Consider the following 16883-nt stretch of genomic DNA (forward strand, 5'->3'; position numbering starts at 1 on the left):
GGGCCGCCGTTGGCAGTGTGTGGATCAGATCGGGCGGATGTTCTCCGCCTGCGGACCCTTCTGGCCCTGGGTGATGTCGAACTCCACCTTCTGGTTCTCGTCGAGGCTGCGGAAGCCGCTCGCCGAGATCGCGGAGAAGTGGGCGAAGACGTCAGCGCCGCCGCCGTCCGGGCTGATGAAGCCGAAGCCCTTGTCGGCATTGAACCACTTCACGGTGCCTGTAGTCATGTCTGCTCCTTCGCAGGCTGTCAGAGACCGCACTGTGCGGACCCCTACGCCGCCGCGTTGATCACCCGCGTCGAAACGACACGAAAAACGAAAGGCGCCTGGATGGGTCTCAGATGCCCCATCAGGCGCCGGAAAACGTCTAAGGAAATCAAAACTGCAACACGGCTACCGTAGCACGTGATCGGCCGCCGACCCCATCGGCGCAGGGGCTGCCCCGAGGTGGTTCGCACCGGTGGGCCGGCCGGCGACCTAACGGTCAGTGGTCCGGTCAGCCGCGGTGTCCTGTCCCGTGCTGCTGGTTCTGGTCCTGGTTCTGCCGCAGAGCTTCCTCGAGCTGGTCTTCGAGGATGATGATCCGGCAGGCGGCCTCCAGGGCGGTGCCCTGATCGACCATCTCCCGGGCCCGGGCCGCCAGGCGCAGCTGGTAGCGGGAGTAGCGGCGGTGCCCACCGGTGGAGCGGTGCGGGTTGATCAATTTCGCCTCGTCCAGGCGGCGCAGGAAGTCCTGCGTGGTGCCGAGCATCTCCGCAGCCTGGCCGATCGTGTAGGCCGGGTAGTTCTCATCGCCGAACATGTCATCGGGGTTCTGCCCCATGTCACCTCCACGTCGAGGGCCCCGGCGCGTAAGCGCCGGGGCCCAGGGTTACGGGTCAGAACACCATCTGCCGACGGGAACGTCGGCTTGTCAGATCCGCACCGGCCACAACTGACGGCTTCGGGTGCGGGGATCGCATATGCGTGACCGGAGACCACCTCTCGTTCGATGGGAACTGCGGTGTCCGCCCGGCCTGAAATGACGGCCGACGGCGGGCGATCCAACGGTGTACGGCCCTCCCTTTCCTCTGCTACTTCTTCCCTGGCTGACGTACGGTCCGCCGGCGCGGGAGCCCACGCGACTTCACGGCCCCCACACGTACGGCGAACATCAGCTGGAGCCCTGAAAGAGCCTTGGCCCCACCTGCACCCCGGCTCGCATGACGCCGGGTGACGTGCTCCTCATGCTTCTCGGGAGGAGGCGCTGAAGCCTGTTCCTCCCGTCGCCGCCCGTCGTGACCTCACGGCCGGCCGGCCCGTCTGCGTTCTGACGGATCTTTCCTCTCGACTTGAAGAAGAGTATGCCAGCCTGAAGAAGATGTCTAGTCGTTCCAGCCTAGATTTTCTGGGCGCCGTCCATCAGGATGGCTGGCGGCCCGGGGCCGGTCCCGCGCCGAGCCGGTTGAGCCGTTCCCGCACCTGCCGGGCCGGCTCCTCGTCGTCGATCTCCTCGTAGGTGACCATCGCGCGACGCAGGCCGGTTACGGCGGCGGTCGGGTCACCCAGGCCGAGGAACGCAGCGGCGCGGTCGGCCGGCGCGCCCGGGCCGTCATCCGCTCGGGCCCGGGTCTCTCGATCAGCTCCAGGGCATCGTCCAGGAGGTACTTCAGCGCCGCCCACCGCGCAAAGCTGGTCGTCGCCGCCGAGCCGGTCGGCGGCGACGGCGGAGAGCGCCACGACGGTGGTGTCGAGCAGCCAGTCGACGGCCCGACGTCGGGCGGCACGCCGGTCCTCGGTGGACTGCTCCTGCCGCAGCCCCATGTCGGCGTAGAGCCGTCGAGAAGCAGCACTGTTGTTCCGCGCCCAGCACTGACCCGCACAGCGGTCGCACGGCCTTCCCCGTACGCTGGCGACGGTCCGGCGGGCGACCCAGCGACCCGTCGACGATGCCCTACCCGAGGGGGACCACAACATGACGGCGGTACCGGACCAGCGGACGGATGCCGCGGAGTCGTCGGCTGCCGAGCAGGCGGCGGCGGAGGACCTGCGGGCGCTGTTCGGGCAGTCGATCGCCGTGTTCGCCGCGCTCGCGGGGCCGACCCACGTGGTGGAGGCGGCGAACCCGGCGTTCCTCGCCACTGTCGGGGAGGACCGGGCGCGGGTCGGGGTCCCCGTCGCCGAGCTGCTGCCCGAGCTGACCGGTCAGGGCTTCATCGCGCTGCTGGACGAGGTCTACCGCACGGGTGAGCCGTACACCGGCCGGGACGCCCGGGTGGTGCTGGGCAGCGGCCCGCACGCGCGGGAGGCGTTCTTCGACTTCACCTACGAGCCCCGCCGCGACGCCACCGGCGCCGTGACCGGGATCCGGGTGATCGGGGTGGAGACCACCCAGGTCAAGCACGCCCAACGGCTGATGGCCGAGCACCGGGCCATGCTGGAGCAGATCGCCCGGCAGGCGCCGCTGACCGAGGTGCTCGACGGGATGGCGCGCTGCATCGAGAACCTGGCGCCGCAGGAGGTGCTGGTTTCGGTACTGCTCGCCGACCCGGACGGCCGGCACCTGCGCCACGGCGCGGCGCCGAGCCTGCCCGGGTTCTACAACGAGGCCATCGACGGGATCGCCACCGGTGAGGGCGTCGGTTCCTGCGGTACCGCCGCCCACCGGCGGGAACCGGTCGTCGTCATCGACATCGTCACCGACCCGTTCTGGGCCGACTTCCGGGAGCTCGCCGGCCGGGCGGGGCTGGCCGCCTGCTGGTCGACCCCGATCCTGGCCCGGGACGGCAGCCTGCTCGGCACCTTCGCCATGTACCACCGCACCCCGCGCGTCCCGCAGGACAGCGACCTCGCCCTCTCCCGGGTCTTCGCCGGCACCGCGGCCCTGGCCATCGAACGCCACCACGTCGAGGAGGCGAAGACCGCCGCCGAGGCGCGCGCGGCGGCGGCGCACGACGAGCTGGCCAGGGCGGTACGCGCGGAGCGGCAGCTCCGTGCCGAGGCCGAGCGGCGCGCCGCCGCCGCGGCGGAACTCGCCGACCGGATGCGCGCCGCGGCGGCCAACCAGGCCGCCCGACCGCACCCCGAGCACTGCCAGCTCGGTGGCGCCCAGGGGTGCCCGGCGCCGGCCCGGATCAAGGTGGCCGACTCCTGGGGCGACTCGGCGTGGGGCTGCGACGACCACGTCGAGGAGGCCATCCTCAACGTGCGGTCGGTCTTCATCGCCAGCGAGGAGCTCGGCGGCCTGGCCGCCTACCTCGACCGGTGACCCCGTTCGCCGGCGGTGGGCGGGAACCGGGGTGCGGCGACGCGGTTCAGCCGCCCCGGGACGAGCCGGCCGGCATCCGCCGCCGGCAGAGCGCCACGTCGGCGCGGGAGCCGATCGTCCGGTAGAGCTTCGTCGCCTGGTGGTGGTAGCCGCGCAGGTACGCCTCGGCGCCCTCCCGCCAGGGGCTCGACGCGATCCGGGACAGGGCGGTCGCGGGTACGCCGGCGGCCCGCATCAGGATCGGCAGCTCCACGCCGATCTCGGGCGGTAGGAAGCTGGCGCCGATGACGTCGATCGCCTCCTCGACCAGTGCCGGCACCCGTCGGGTGGTCCCGCTCCGGCCGGCGGCCAGCGCCGCGGCGAGCATCGGGGCGTACGCCCGGCCGTGCCAGCGGCTCCCCCGGCGGCTCTGCTCGGTCAACCGTTCCAGGGTCTGCGCCGCCCCACCCCGGTCGCCCCGCCACAGTTGCAGCCGCCCCTCGAGATGGAGGCACTGGTCGGTCAGGAAGTGCCCGTCGTCGTGGGCCAGCCAGCGGCGTACCCGGCGCTGCGCGTCGGCCCGGTCACCGGACCAGAACGCCCACCACGCGCCGGCGGCGGCCAGGTACCGCAGGTCCTGCGGGCAGCCGCGGGTGCCGGCGGTGGCGTGGGCGCGGTCGAGCAGCCGGCCGTACCGGGGGAGGTCACCGAGGCAGGCTGCGGCGTCCATGGCGTTCACTGCGAAGACGACGGGCACCCAACCGGCGAGACGTTCGTGCTCGGCCGTGGCGACGAGGCAGTCGTCCAGCCCGCCGGGGTCGCCGAGGTCCAGCCGGGCGATGCCCCGGTTGCTGAGCAGGCGGTTGCGGTCCGCGTCGTCGGGCGTCCGCTCCCCGTGCCGCAGCACCGCGTCGGCCTGGTCGACGGCCGCCTCCGGCTGCCGGGTCACCGCGAGCAGGCCGGCCAGCGAGGCGACCAGCGGCACCGGCCAGCCGGCCCGGGGGCGGGACGCCAACAGCCGTCGGGCGGCCGTGAGGGCGCCGAGCGTCGTCGCCCGGTCGCTGCGGCACCAGGCGATCCGGGCGACGGTCAGCTCGGCCTCGACCGTGCCGAGCAGGTCGCCCCGCTGGGTGAAGAGCCGGGCCGCCTCCCGGGCCTCGGCCGCTCCGGCGCCGCTGTCCCGGGCGCGCTGGTCGGCCAGCCGTACCAGGAGCCGGGCACGGTCGGGGTGGTCGGGCGCGGTCGCCGCGAGGACGGCGGCCAGGCAGTCTCGCGCCTGTCCGTGCCCACCCATCCGCTCGGCGAAGTCGGCGGCGCGCAGCAGCGCCCGCCGGGCCGACAGGTCCCCGTCGGCGTGCGCCGGTGGCTGCGGCCGTCCGGCCAGGCGAGGGTCCGCACCCCGGTACCGCGGCGTCCGGTGCGGGTCGCGGGGCGCCGCTCCGGGTGGCGCGGCGGCCGTCCCGAGCGGCCGGGCCGGGTACGGCCGGTGCGCGACCACCGCGGCGGAGCGGTCACACCTGTCGATGACGATCGCCAGCCGCTCCCGGAGCCCGTCGTGGTCCGGCTGGTCGGCGAGCACCCGGCGCAGCGCCGGCAGCGCCGCGGCCGGCCGGTCGAGGCCGAGTTCCAGGTCGACCAGGGTCGCCACGGCGTGCTCGCGGAGCTCGCCGAGCGCCGTGACCTCGGGCCAGTCGCGGACCCACGGGTGGAGGCCGCCGAACGGGGGGCCGTGCCACAGGTCGAGGGCCCGGTGGAGCAGCCGCGCCGCCCGGTCGACCCGGCCCTCGGCCGCCGCCCGGAGGGCGTCGTGGTGGCGGTGGCGGAAGACCAGCACGTCGAGGTCGAGCGCGAGCAGGCGCAGCGCGTACCCGGTCGGCTCCGCGTGGATCCGGCCGCCGGGGAGGTCCAGGGCCGGCAGCGCCCGGCGGAGTCGGTGGATCTGCACCTGGACCGCCGGTCGGGCCTGTTCGGGGTCGCGGCCCGGCCAGAGCGCGGTGGTGATCCGGGCCACCGGCACGATCCCGGGGGCGTGCAGCATGAGCAGGCCGAGCAGCAGCCGGCGCTGCCGCCCGGTGATCACCGCAGCGGAGCCGTCCACCTCCCAACCGAGGTCACCGAGGAGGTGGCCACGTTCACGGCGACCCTCCACGGGCGGGCACCCGGATCGATGCATGTGAATCATGCTGACCGCTCGGTGGGGCACCCGCAACCGGCGGCTTTCACCGCGCTTACGTCGGGACGCTAAACGTTGCCCCCGGCGTTCGTCGTTCGGAAACTGCAAGGCGACACGCACGGTGCGGATTTGAACGCTCCAAGTCACCAGCGGTGACGAACCTGGGCGAAGAAGGGGGTCCCGTCGGACATGCGCCGCTCCCACTCGTCCCTGCTCCGACACGTCGGGCCGGTCGCGTCCGCGGTGGACCGCGTCCTGGCCCGTGACCTCCCGGCACTCCTCGGCCCACCGCAGCCGTCCCGCGACGCCTCCCGCCGGCTGCTGCGGGCGCTGCTGCGCCGGGCACTGCGCCGGGCCGCGGCCGGCGCCCCGTGGACAGCGGCCGACCTCGACCTGATCGCCCGGCAGGGCGCCCGGGCGGCGACGTACGGCGCCGGAGCCGGCGCGCTGGAACTCGGGGTACGCGTCTGCGTCAACGTCGGCCTCCAGACCCTCTGGTCGGTGATCGACGAGAACGGCACCGAGGAACTGCTCCGTCTCAGCAGCTGGCTGCACCAGCACCTGCCCGCCACCCTGGCGGCGGTGAGCCGGGGCTACTGCGCCGAGCTGCGCCAGCAGTTCGGCTCCGTACGGATCCGACGCCTGGTGGCCGAGGGGCTGCTCACCGGCGCCGACGTCGGCACGCTCGCCGCCACCGCCGGCTTCGCGCTGCCCGCCGCCTTCCTGGTGCTGGCCGTGCGGGGCGGGCCGGCCGACGGCCCGCTGCCCGACGGGGTGCTGCACGTCGGCACGGCGGACGAGCAGGTGTTCCTGTTCGGTGTCCCGGCCACCGGGAACCCCGGGGCACGACGGCGGACCGTGGAGGCCGCCGCGCAGGAACTGGTGGCGGCGTTGGCCCGCGACGCCGCCGAGGTGACCGCCGGGCGGGCCTTCGCCGCGACCCGGGCGGAGGTGCCGCGGGCCCGCGCCGAGGCCGGTCGGGTGGCCCGGCTGGCGGTGGCCACCGGCGCCTACGCCCGGGTGCACGCGTCGACCGACGTGCTGCTGGAGTCCACCGTGGTGGGTGCCGGCGCCGCCGCCGAACGGCTGGCCGGCGTGCTCGACGGACTCGACGGCCGCCCGGACCTGATCGAGACGCTGGAGACCTTCTTCGCCAACGACTTCGACCGGACCCGGTCGGCGCAGGCGCTCTTCCTGCACCGGCGGACCCTGCAACTGCGCCTGCACCGGATCTCCGAGCTGACCGGCCACTCGCCCACCACCGCCCGGGGTTCCCTGGTCCTCAACGCCGCGCTCTGCGCCCGACGGCTGCGCCGGGGCATCGGCTGACACACCGGCGCCGGGCCGGACCCCACGGTCCGACCCGGCATCCGGGCACGCTCAGCCGAGGTAGTTCACGCACCTGGCGTTGCCGTACACGTAGCAGACCGTGTACGGGGAACCCCAGCCGTCCCGGCGGACGGTGACCTCACCGGTGAAGAACATGTACGACCGGCCGCTGCCCGAGTCGTACCCGCCGCTGAAGGTGACGCCCTTGTAGCTGCCGCTGATGCTGCCGACCACGTTGCCCGGCTTCTCCATCTTGGCCTTCACGTAGCAGCGGGAGAAGTAGTACGAGCCGCTCCACAGGCCGTTGGTGCACTGGACCAGGGTCTGGCTGCCGTAGCCGACCGCGTTCCACCCGTTGTACGGCTGGATCGCCAGGATCGCGCCGTAGACGCTGGGCCGGTTGTTGACGAAGTCCAGGTTCAGCTTGTAGTCGTACCAGCCGACCTCGTGGGTCCCCCAGAAGTCCGTGTAGTTCATGATCATCCGGTCGCCCTGGATGGTGACGGCCGCGGCGGCGGGAGACGCCGTGGTGGCGATGGTCAGCGCGGCGAGCAGGGCGGCCAGGAGGCCGGTGATCGTCCGGCGGGCACGGAGTGAGACGGACATGGCACCCCTTTCGGGACGGGAACGGGACGCCCCGAGTCTCTGCCCCGCCGGCGCCGGACCGCAGTGCGCAGATGGGCACAGCTGGACCGGGGCCACTGCCCACCCGGACAGCACGCCCGGTGCGTACGCGCGGCGGCGGCGGGTATCCCACCGGACATGGCGCGCTACACGAAGCCCGAGCTGAGGGAAGAGCTCAAGGAAGAGATCAAGGCGTCCGACCGGGGCGGCCGGCCCGGCCAGTGGTCGGCCCGCAAGTCCCAGCTGCTCACCAACGAGTACCAGAAGCGCGGTGGCGGTTACCAGGGGCCGCGGGACGAGCGCCAGCAGTCCCTGCGGCAGTGGGGCGAGCAGAAGTGGCAGACCCGCAAGGGCACCACCCGGGCCCGGCACGGTGGCGAGACCGACCGTTACCTCCCCGAGCAGGCGTGGCAGGAGCTCACCCCGGAGCAGCGGCGCGCCACCGACGCCCGCAAGCGCCGGGAGTCGAAATCCGGCAAGCAGTACGTCCCCAACACCGGGCCGGCCAGCCGGGCCCGCCGGGACGCCGCCGCGGCCGTGTCGCTCACCGACCTGCCCGTCGCCGAGGCCACCCGGCACGTCCGCGACCTGGACACCGCCCAGCTGAAGGTGGCCCTGCGCGCCGAGCGCGCCGGCAAGGGGCGCAAGACGCTGATCCAGCGGCTCCAGTCCGAACTCGACCGGCGCTGACCGGCCCGGCGGCGGGACCACCGCCACCGGGCCGGGCGACCGGGTTCAGTCCGCCGAGCCGGCGCCGAAGTAGTCGGGCCGGCTGACCCACGCCTCGCTGACGAACATGACGCCCGGCCGGTGCGCGAGGATGTCCCGCAGGCCGGTGACCACGGCCTCGGTCCGGTCGTACGGCAGCACGACGATGAGCATCACCAGGCCGGCGCGGTCGTTGAAGAGCAACCGGCCCTCGTGGGTGCCGTGGTGGCCGAAGCCGGAGACACCGCTGAGGCTGGTCCAGCCGCTGACGCCGGAGGCGTGCAGCAACGTCCGGACGGCGTCGACGTCGTCGGCGCGGGTCACCACCTCGACCTTGACCATGCGGGTCAGTCCCAGCTCGTTCATGCGGTCGGCTCCTTCTCTGCGACGGGGGACGTGGATCGGACCTGGACCGACTCGACGGTCCGGGGACGGCTCGCAGCGGGTGCGGGTACGACCTGCCAGCCCCCCGCCGGGGCGGGTTCCCACCAGCGGTCGCCGTGCGGGTCGCGGACGGTCAGCGCCATCCAGCCGCCGTCGACCAGCTGGCGCAGGGCGGGGTTGCGGTGCAGCACCGCGTCGACCAGGGCGGTCGGCGCGTGCAGCACGCCGAGCAGGCGCAGCGGCTCGTGGACCAGGTCCCCGCCCACACCGACGGACTGCCAGGGCAGGCCGGTACGCAGGTCCCCGCCGGTGCCGGCCAGGACGCCCAGCCCGTCGCCGAGCACGGTGTGCACGGTCTTGGTGCCGGCACCGAGCCGGTGCGGGTCCACGCTGGAGAAGTAGTACTGGAGGTTGATCCAGGCGGCCACCACCAGCGGCCCGGTCATGATCGCCTCCAGCGCGGCGGCCTCCGGGTCGGTGGACCAGTCGTACGAGTGCAGGAAGGTGCGGCAGCCGAGGTCGAGTCCGGTGGTCCGGTCCCGCGGCCCGGCGACGAAGGCGGCGTTGCCGGCGAGCGCCCACTCCGGCCGCACCTGGGCCCAGTCCGCCGCCCGGGCGGGCAGCCGGCCCGGGGTGGGCCGGTCCGGCAGCCGGGTGGCCCGTTCGGCCCGCAGCCCGGCGCTCGCGCCGTCGAGGTACGCCGACAGCGCCTCGACGACCGGCCGGTGGGTGGCCGGGGTGGCGGCCACGTCGAGCAGGCGTACCCGGTCGGTGACCGTGTCGTGCTCGCCGGCCAGGACCAGCGTGTGGTCCGGGATCTCGATGCCCCGGGCGGCGAGCGCCTGGCGTACCCGCGGGTTGTTGAGCATCGCGGCGGCCAGGTGGGCGCTGACCCCGCCCCGGTTGCCGCCGCAGGCCCCGCAGTCGAGGGCGGCGGCGTACGGGTTGTTGCTGCTGGTCGCGCCGTGGCCGCAGAGCAGCACCAGCGGGGCGAAGTCGGTGGTGAGCCCGATCGTGCGCAGCGTCGCCTCGGCGTAGTAGACCTGCTCGTCGAGGGTCAGCGCGGCGTCCAGCTCGACGGTCGTGGCCGCCGTGCCGTCGACGGTCGGGGTGAGCCGGCGGGGCGCCGCCAGCCGCAGCAGCAGGGTGGCCGTGGCGAGCACCCCGGCCACCTCGACGAAGGCGAACGCGCCGGCCGGGCTGGCCTTGGCTCCGGCGAACGCCCGCCGCCAGGCCTGCCGTGCCCGGCGGGGTTCGGTGGCGGCCGGCGGTTCGCCGACCGTGGCGACCGGCGCCATCAGCACCGGGCAGCGGTCCCGGCCGCGGCGGGCGCCGTCGGCCTGGGTGCGGACCGGCAGGCCGAAGAAGCCGGCGAAGCCGAAGGTTCGTACCGGCCCGGCCGCCTCCAGGTGCCGGCGCAGCCCCTCGCTGCGCACGTCGATGCAGAACACCGCCTGGGCCAGCGGCGCGCCCGGCGAGCGTCGGGCGGGCGGGGCCTGGTCGAGGCGGTGCCGCAGCCGCCGCCGGTAGGCGTGTTCGGCGGCGGCCAGCCACACCTCCGCCTGCCGCTGCGGCGACAGCTCGGCCACCGTGTCGTACAGCGCCGACAGGGCCTCCTCGGGGAGGGCGGCCACGGCGGCGGCGTCCAGGTCGAGCAGCGCCGCCAGCCGGGCCAGCGCGGCGGCGTCCGGACCGGCCGGCGCCACCGCCACCGGGGTACGCGTCGCCGCGGCGACCAGGTCGACGGCGGGGCCGATCCCGAGGCGCCGGCGGGCGAGGTCGGCGCCCAGCGCCAGCTCGTAGGCGAGGCGCACGGCGAGCAGGTCGGTGACGGTCAGCGCCGGCCGCTGCCCCGGGTGCCCCTGGGACCAGCGGGCGTAGCCGGCCCAGCCGGGCAGCCGCAGCAGCGAGCGGGACAGGTATGCCGCCCACCGGTCCCGCGGCACGCCGAGGGTGCGCAGCAGAACGGCCAGGGCCCGCTCCGGTGCGGCGGGGAGGGCGTCGACGAGCTCGGCCAGGCCGGTGCCGCCGGCCGGGTCGGCGGCGGCGACCTCCCGCCACCGCGACCAGCAACCCTGCGTCCCGTCGCCGGGCACCGGCCAGGACGCGGCCGGGCGACCGCAGTGCGCGGCGCACCAGCCGGCCAGCAGGTCGTCGACGCGGGCGCCGATCCGGGTGCCCAGGGCGTCGTCGAGCAGCTCGGCGAGGGTGCGCTCGCCCACCAGGTCGGGGGTGGCGGGAGTGCCGGCGGGTCGGGCGGCGAGGCGGCGGCGTACCGCGTCGAGCAGGTCGGACGCCGGCGGCGGCCCGTCCGGCACCGGGTGGCGCAGCACCAGCATCCGCAGCTGGGTGCCGTCGAGCAGCCGGCCGCCGAGCGGGACCGGGCCGGTCGCCGCCGGCAGGCCGGCCAGGGCCGCCGTCAGGTCCGCCTCGTCGATCTCACCGTCGCGCAGCCGCTGCCGCCACCGCGCGGCGGGCAGGTGGGTGCGTACCCCGCCCAGCTCGCGCAGCCGGGTGGTGGCCTGCCGGAACGGCGTGCGCTCCAGGCCGGCCAGCGGGTTGACCGCCACGAAGCTGTCCAGCGGCCAGGTCGCCGCGACGTGGTCGGCGGCGGCGGTCACCGCGGCGGCGGCGCGGGCGGCGTCGGCCGGGCCGGCCTCGGTCAGCCCCGGTCCGCCCGGCGCGTCGGGCGCCCGGGTCGGCGCCGCCGTACGACGGGCCGGCAGCCGGCCGTCGCGCCACGCCCACCACCACAGGCCGGCCGCGCGGCGGCGGGTCACGACCAGGCGGAGCACGGTGAGGGCGGCCAGCACCGCCGCCGCACCGGCCACCGCGAGCGGCGTCCCGGACGAGGGCAGGGCCAGCCAGTCGGTGGCGAGGTGACCGGCGACCAGGTAGCCACCGGCGAGGGCGGCCACCGCCCCGGTGACGGCCGCCGCCGCCCCGGCCGGCAGCCGGCGGTCGGCGAGGGCGGCCCGCAGGGCGGCGAACCCGGCGGCCCCCGCCAGGGCCGCGGTGAGCAGCCCGGTGGCGGTGGCGCCGAGCAGCGCCTCGGCGAGCCCGAGGACACCGAGCAGGACGGCGGTCGCCACGACGAGCCGGCGGCGCGGGGCGGGCCCCACCGGCTGGGGCGCCTCGGCCGCCTGCGACCGGGTCTGCACGGTGCCACCGGCGGAGAGGAACGCGTACGCCTTGTAGACGCCGTGCCCGACCAGGTGCACCGCGGCCAGCCCGAAGGCGCCCAGCCCGCACTGGGCGAGCATGAAGCCCATCTGCGCCACGGTGGAGCGGGCCAGGGCGCCCTTGACGTCGGTGCGTACGGCGGCGAACAGGGTGCCGGCGGCGGCGGTGACCAGCCCCACCAGGAGGGTCGCGGTGAGCACCCCCGGCGCGGCCACGACGACCGGGGCGAACGTGATCATCAGGAAGCCGGCCACGTTGACCATCCCGGCGTGCAGGAAGGCCGAGACCGGGGTGGGCGCGTCCAGGGTGCTCGGCAGCCAGCCGTGCACCGGCACCTGGGCGGAACGCACCATGCCGGCCACCAGCAGCGACCCGCCGGCGGTGGCGAGCAGCCAGCCCGGGGCGTCGCCGGCGGCGGCGCGCACGTCGGCCAGGTCGGCGCTGCCGGCGGCGGTGGCCAGCAGGGCGAAGCCGGCCAGCAGGGCCAGGTCGCCGAGGAGGAACAGGCGCCCGATCCGGCGGACGGCGGCCCGGACGCGCTGCTGGTCGCGGTGGTAGCCGATCAGCCCGACCAGCAGCCGGCCGGCGACGATCCAGCCGACGGCGAACTGCACCAGGCTGGGCGCGGTGGCCATCACCAGGGTGGCCGCCGCGGCGCCGGCGACCCGGGCCTGGAAGCCGGCCATCCCCGGCTCGCCGTCGAGGTAGCGCCGGGCGTAACCGGCGACCACGGCGGCGATCCCGCTGACCAGCAGCATGAAGAGCGCGTCGAAGCGGTCGACCCGTACCCCGATGCCGAACGGCACCCCGGCGACCTCCGGGCGGGCCGCCACCCCGGCCACGTCGCCGCCGGCGGCGACGCCGGCCAGCAGTCCGGCGGCCCCGACCGCGGCCAGGGCGAGCAGCAGCCCGGTCGCGCGGGCGGCCCGCCGCGGATCCGGTGCGACAAGTGCGCAGACCGCTGCGGACGCGGTCGCGAGAAGAACTCCTGTGGCCAGTGCGACGGACATCGCCACCTCCCTCTGATACACGCACTGTAGAACACGATTTATAATTCCTGTATCGTGAGGCGCACAACAGATCGGACGAAGACCCAGGAGCGGCGATGAACGTCCCCGACCACGCGCACCGTCCCGATCCCGGCGCCGCCCTCGCCGCCCTGCGCGCGGGCCACGCCCGCTTCCGTTCCGGTGAGCCCCCGGCGCCGGCAGCCGGGGCGGGACCGCTCGCGGCGGTCCTCGGCTGCGCCGAACCGCAGCCCGAGCCCGGGGTCCTCTTCGGCGGCAGCGAGCTGTTCACCGTGCGGACGGCCGGCCTGAGCATCGGCCCGGCCGTGCTCGGCAGCCTGGAGTACGCGGTCGCGCAGCTGCGCCTGCCGCTGGTGGTGGTCCTCGGTCACCGGTGCTGCCGACTGACCCCCGGCAGCGGCGACGGCCGGATCCGCACGGTGGTCGCCGCCCTGCGCCACCGCTCCCCGCTGCTCGACGAGGCCGTCCGCTCCGGCCGGTCCGCGATCCACGGCATGACCTGGGACGACACCCGTCAGCTGGTCAGGTCGGTCCGGCGGGTCGAGCCGCCGCCCGTACGCCGGCCGGCCCGGTCCCGCCCGCCGGGCCGGCGGGTCGCGGGGATCAGCTGACCGGCGGTCGGGTCAGGGGTTGCAGCGCGGACACCACCGGGGGTCCGCCGGCGCCTCCGCCGACCGGGTCGACCGGTGGGGGCAGCGCGCGCAGCCGAGGATCCGACCGGCGGGGAGCTCGGTCGGGGTGCGGCAGTCGGCGCACGGCAACCCCGGCTCGGTCCCGACCACCCCGAACCCGGGGGTGCCGCAGGCCGGGCACGGGGTGGCCAGCCGGCCGGCCAGCCGGGCGGCGGCCTGCGCGATCACCGCCATCCGGCGCGGGTTGTGGTGGGCCCGCAGGTCGGCCGCCACCCGGGCCCGCCCGTCCGCGCTGGCCCCGACCGCCCCGGCCACCGCCGCCAGCAGCGCCGGCACCCGGACGATGCCCTTCACCACCGGGTACGCGGCACCGGCGGGCGGGACCGCCGGGCGGACCGTCACCGCGTGCCCGGGCAGCCCGACCTCGCGGGCGAAGCGGAGCAGCGCGTCCCGGTCGACGCCGTCGGTGACCAGCTCGCCGTGGTTGCTGGCGGTGCTGGTGGCCCGCTCGACCAGCACCAGACCGATCCGGTCGTCGACCAGGACGACGTGCTCGACCTGGAGGGTGCACCAGGGCAGGGCGGGGTGCGGGCCGAAACTGCCCTCGCTGGCCACGCCGACCGGGCAGCCGGTCTCCGCCATCCCGAGCCGCGCCTTGGTCACCACCACCTCGTCGGCCGGTCCCGGGCGGGGAACCTCCCCGGTGAAGGTGCCCAGGACGTCGGTGTCCACGTCCGCGACGCGCAGCCGCAGCCCCAGCCGGCGGCGCAGCGGAGGCCCGATCGCCACCCGCTTGCCGTGCCTGGTGGCGAGGCTGCCGACCACACCCCGGTACACGCTCGAAGCGTAGGCCGGCGGCGATCCGGGCGCGGGAACACCATCGGCTGTCGCGCGGACGCATGACGGGACGCGATGGCGGGTATGGTTCGGTCATAGGTGCCGCCGGGCCGTTCGCCCGCCGTCGGCGCCGCACTCGGTCGCCGACATCGGAGCGGCGACCTCCCGGCACGGCAGGGACCGCCCCGCGGTCCCGCGTACGCCAGAACCAGAGACAGGATTCCGCATGACCGCACCCGGCATCGTCCGACCGGCACTGTTCCTCGCGACGCCGACCGTCGACGGGCCCGACGGCCCCGAGATCGCCTTCGACCGCAGCGCGGAGGGGATGCGGCGACTCCGCGACCCGTTCGCCGTGCACCCGGCCGGCCCGACCGCGACGGGCAACAGCCCCACGACCCTCGGTGGCAGCCCCCGTCGGTGAGGAGGATCCGCCGCCGCGCGGAGCGTGACCCATCACCCATCAGCCCACCCCGGCTGCATCGGTTCATACTTTCGGTTGGCTTTCGGTGGACCTTCGGCGTAGCGTTCGTGGGGTCAGAACAACGACATGGCCCGGTGACCAAGCCCGGGCCGTGGACCTGCGACAGCGCGCCCGCCCGCACGTGCGCTCCGGTGGTGAGCCGGATTCGGAGATCCTTCCGGTCGAACTGCTCGACGGGCCCATCGGGAAGGACCATCCCATGGTCACCACCCATGCACCCACGACCGACGCCCGCCCGGCACGACGTACCGCCCCGACCGCCGCCGACGACCTGCTGGCCGAACTGGCCGCCACCCCGGCCGACGCCCCGCACCGCGCCGCCCTGCGGGACCGCACCATCGAGGCCTGGCTGCCGCTCGCCCGGCACCTGGCCCGCCGCTACTCCGGGCGCGGCGCGGCCGACGACGACCTGGTCCAGACCGCGGCGGTCGGGCTGATCAAGGCCGTCGACCACTTCGACCCCGACCGGGGCATCGACTTCACCGGGTACGCCATCCCGACCGTGATCGGTGAGATCAAGCGGTACTTCCGCGACCGCACCTGGGCGGTGCGGGTGCCGCGCCGGTTGCAGGAGCTGCGCCTGACCATCACCGAGGCGAACGGCACCCTGACCCACAGCCTGGGCCGTGCGCCCACGGTGGCCGACATCGCGGCCCACCTCGACCTGACCGAGGAGACCGTCCTGGAGGGACTGGAGGGGGCCCGCGCGTACCGGGCGACCTCGCTCTCCACCCCGACCGGCGCCGACGGCAGCATGGAGCTCGGCGACACCCTCGGCGCCGAGGACCACGAGCTGGCCCTCGCCGAGACGCGGATCGCCCTCGGCCCGGCGCTCGCCGCCCTGCCGGAGCGCGAACGGAAGATCCTCAGCCTGCGGTTCCACGGCAACCTCACCCAGGCCCAGATCGCCGAGCGGATCGGCGTCTCCCAGATGCACGTCTCCCGGCTGATCACCCGGGCGCTGGCCACCCTGCGCGGCCACCTCGCCGACGACTACGCCTGAGCCCGGCCGCCGGCCGGCCACGGGTTCGCCGTGGCCGGGCCCGCAGAGCGCAGCAGCCAGGACATCCCCGTACCGTCCCGCCGCCCGGTCGCCTTCGCGACCGGGCGGTGGCGTGCGGTGACCCGTACCCGAATGGGGCGACCCGATCGGAGCGCCCCGATTGGTCCGGTTGATCCGGCCGGTCGACCGCGCGACGATCGATGCCTCGGAGCGGGGACGGCGGCGATCCCCGCACCGGATGGAACCGCGCGACGCCGCCCGGGCAGGGCGGCCCACCGGCTCGCCGGCCCGGGCGATCCGGCCGAACCGGTCCGGGCGCGCCGTCGGTCGGGGTGACACGATCGCCCTGGTCGGCGGCGCTCGGCAACGCCGGCCACCTCGGCGTACGGCGCCCGGGTGGGCGAGGGGTCAGATCTCCTCGAGCAGGCCGTGCTTGATGGCCACCGCCGCGGCGAGCGTACGGTTCGAGCAGTTCAGCTTGGACAGCACGTTGGCCACCAGGCGCTTGACCCCGTGCTGGCTGATCAGCATCCGGCGGGCGATCTGCTTGTTGCTGAGCCCTTCGGCGAGCAGGACCAGCGTCTCGCGCTCCCGCGGGGTCAGCTTCGGGCAGTGTGGACGCTCCTGCGTGGTGACCCCCCGGGCCCGCTCCAGCAACCGGTTGGCCAGCACGGCGGGCATCGGCACCTCGCCGAGGACGATCCGGTTGATCGCCTGCGCCAGCGTTTCCTCGGTGACGTCGTCCTGGATCAGGTAGCCGTTACACGGGAACCGGGTCACGGCGTCGAGGTTCTCCGAGCTGCGCCCCATCAGGAGCAGGACCTTGGTGTCCTCGCTGAGCGCCGCCTGGGCGAGCTGGTTCAGCCCCTTGGAGGCGAGGTCGTCGGAGGCGATGACCAACAGGTCGAAAGACCGTCCGCAGTAGACACTTGCGGAGTGCGGAATCTCGAAACTATTTACTTCCTTCACTGTTGCAAGTGAAGTTAACATGTCGCTGAGGCCACGCCGCGCCAACTCGTTATCAGCGAACACGAGCACGTCATAGCCGGGTCGATGCTGGTCGAAGGGGTTGTCGTATCGCTCCACGTCGATCAGCTCTCCCCAGTCGCAGCCACGTGAAGTACGAAGTGTGTCTTGCCCGTGACAGAGTACGACAGGAATCCACATGGGACCAAATCCCATGCAAAAAAAATTCGTCCTGCATCGCTCCCGTGCAGGAAAGGTCCAGCACAGCCTCGCTGCGTTCGCGCTCGGCCGATCCCGAGCGGTCAG

The 16883-nt window shown here is 74.9% G+C and carries 15 protein-coding genes; 6 read left to right on the top strand and 9 right to left on the bottom strand.

The window, feature by feature from the left end; all coding sequences use genetic code 11:
- Nucleotides 1–24: 24 nt before the first annotated feature.
- From GA0070564_RS04420 to GA0070564_RS04430, 3 genes are all read right to left on the bottom strand, one after another.
- The gene (locus GA0070564_RS04420) at nucleotides 25–228 is read right to left on the bottom strand and encodes a cold-shock protein (protein WP_091602780.1); all 204 of its coding nucleotides are present in this window, start codon (nucleotides 226–228) and stop codon (nucleotides 25–27) included.
- Nucleotides 229–496: 268 nt separating this feature from the next.
- Complete coding sequence (locus tag GA0070564_RS04425) at nucleotides 497–823, bottom strand: helix-turn-helix domain-containing protein (RefSeq protein WP_091602784.1); 327 nt, start codon at nucleotides 821–823, stop codon at nucleotides 497–499.
- Nucleotides 824–1401: 578 nt separating this feature from the next.
- Nucleotides 1402–1803: a hypothetical protein gene (locus GA0070564_RS04430; RefSeq protein ID WP_091602788.1), complete on the bottom strand. Its 402-nt coding sequence runs from the start codon at nucleotides 1801–1803 to the stop codon at nucleotides 1402–1404.
- 151 nt (nucleotides 1804–1954) lie between these two features.
- On the opposite strand from GA0070564_RS04430, the gene GA0070564_RS04435 reads away from it, so the two are divergent.
- Nucleotides 1955–3247 carry a GAF domain-containing protein gene (locus GA0070564_RS04435; RefSeq protein WP_091602791.1) on the top strand — a complete coding sequence of 431 codons (1293 nt, stop codon included), beginning with the start codon at nucleotides 1955–1957 and terminating at the stop codon, nucleotides 3245–3247.
- Between the two features lie 46 nt (nucleotides 3248–3293).
- On the opposite strand, the gene GA0070564_RS04440 is transcribed toward GA0070564_RS04435, so the two are convergent.
- The gene (locus GA0070564_RS04440) at nucleotides 3294–5375 is read right to left on the bottom strand and encodes an AfsR/SARP family transcriptional regulator (RefSeq protein ID WP_176730539.1); all 2082 of its coding nucleotides are present in this window, start codon (nucleotides 5373–5375) and stop codon (nucleotides 3294–3296) included.
- A gap of 213 nt (nucleotides 5376–5588) precedes the next feature.
- On the opposite strand from GA0070564_RS04440, the gene GA0070564_RS04445 reads away from it, so the two are divergent.
- The gene (locus GA0070564_RS04445; protein ID WP_091602797.1) at nucleotides 5589–6728 is read left to right on the top strand and encodes a PucR family transcriptional regulator; all 1140 of its coding nucleotides are present in this window, start codon (nucleotides 5589–5591) and stop codon (nucleotides 6726–6728) included.
- A 51-nt stretch (nucleotides 6729–6779) separates the two neighbouring features.
- Here the strand turns inward: GA0070564_RS04445 and GA0070564_RS04450 are convergent, their stop codons facing one another.
- Nucleotides 6780–7334 carry a hypothetical protein gene (locus GA0070564_RS04450; RefSeq protein WP_091602800.1) on the bottom strand — a complete coding sequence of 185 codons (555 nt, stop codon included), beginning with the start codon at nucleotides 7332–7334 and terminating at the stop codon, nucleotides 6780–6782.
- A gap of 156 nt (nucleotides 7335–7490) precedes the next feature.
- On the opposite strand from GA0070564_RS04450, the gene GA0070564_RS04455 reads away from it, so the two are divergent.
- Nucleotides 7491–8042, top strand: coding sequence for a hypothetical protein (locus tag GA0070564_RS04455; RefSeq protein ID WP_091602803.1), 552 nt, complete (start codon nucleotides 7491–7493; stop codon nucleotides 8040–8042).
- 45 nt (nucleotides 8043–8087) lie between these two features.
- Here GA0070564_RS04455 and GA0070564_RS04460 read toward each other — a convergent pair whose 3' ends face one another.
- Nucleotides 8088–8426: a DUF190 domain-containing protein gene (locus tag GA0070564_RS04460; protein ID WP_091602806.1), complete on the bottom strand. Its 339-nt coding sequence runs from the start codon at nucleotides 8424–8426 to the stop codon at nucleotides 8088–8090.
- Nucleotides 8423–12637: a putative inorganic carbon transporter subunit DabA gene (locus GA0070564_RS04465; RefSeq protein ID WP_091602809.1), complete on the bottom strand. Its 4215-nt coding sequence runs from the start codon at nucleotides 12635–12637 to the stop codon at nucleotides 8423–8425. Before GA0070564_RS04465 ends, GA0070564_RS04460 begins: the two co-directional genes overlap by 4 nt.
- Before the next feature lie 95 nt (nucleotides 12638–12732).
- Between GA0070564_RS04465 and GA0070564_RS04470 the strand changes: the two genes are divergently transcribed.
- Nucleotides 12733–13266, top strand: coding sequence for a carbonic anhydrase (locus tag GA0070564_RS04470; RefSeq protein ID WP_091602812.1), 534 nt, complete (start codon nucleotides 12733–12735; stop codon nucleotides 13264–13266).
- A 12-nt stretch (nucleotides 13267–13278) separates the two neighbouring features.
- Here the strand turns inward: GA0070564_RS04470 and GA0070564_RS04475 are convergent, their stop codons facing one another.
- A complete protein-coding gene (locus GA0070564_RS04475) occupies nucleotides 13279–14124 on the bottom strand; it encodes a DUF6671 family protein (protein ID WP_091602815.1) in 846 nt (281 codons plus the stop codon).
- 226 nt (nucleotides 14125–14350) lie between these two features.
- Between GA0070564_RS04475 and GA0070564_RS04480 the strand changes: the two genes are divergently transcribed.
- Nucleotides 14351–14548 (top strand): hypothetical protein, encoded by a 198-nt coding sequence (locus tag GA0070564_RS04480; protein WP_091602818.1) that lies wholly within the window; start codon nucleotides 14351–14353, stop codon nucleotides 14546–14548.
- A 259-nt stretch (nucleotides 14549–14807) separates the two neighbouring features.
- Nucleotides 14808–15611, top strand: coding sequence for a SigB/SigF/SigG family RNA polymerase sigma factor (locus tag GA0070564_RS04485; RefSeq protein ID WP_091604555.1), 804 nt, complete (start codon nucleotides 14808–14810; stop codon nucleotides 15609–15611).
- Between the two features lie 408 nt (nucleotides 15612–16019).
- Here the strand turns inward: GA0070564_RS04485 and GA0070564_RS04490 are convergent, their stop codons facing one another.
- Nucleotides 16020–16697: a response regulator transcription factor gene (locus tag GA0070564_RS04490; protein ID WP_176730540.1), complete on the bottom strand. Its 678-nt coding sequence runs from the start codon at nucleotides 16695–16697 to the stop codon at nucleotides 16020–16022.
- Nucleotides 16698–16883 lie beyond the last annotated feature (186 nt).

The organism is Micromonospora mirobrigensis (assembly GCF_900091555.1).
GTDB classification, from domain to species: Bacteria; Actinomycetota; Actinomycetes; order Mycobacteriales; family Micromonosporaceae; genus Micromonospora; species Micromonospora mirobrigensis.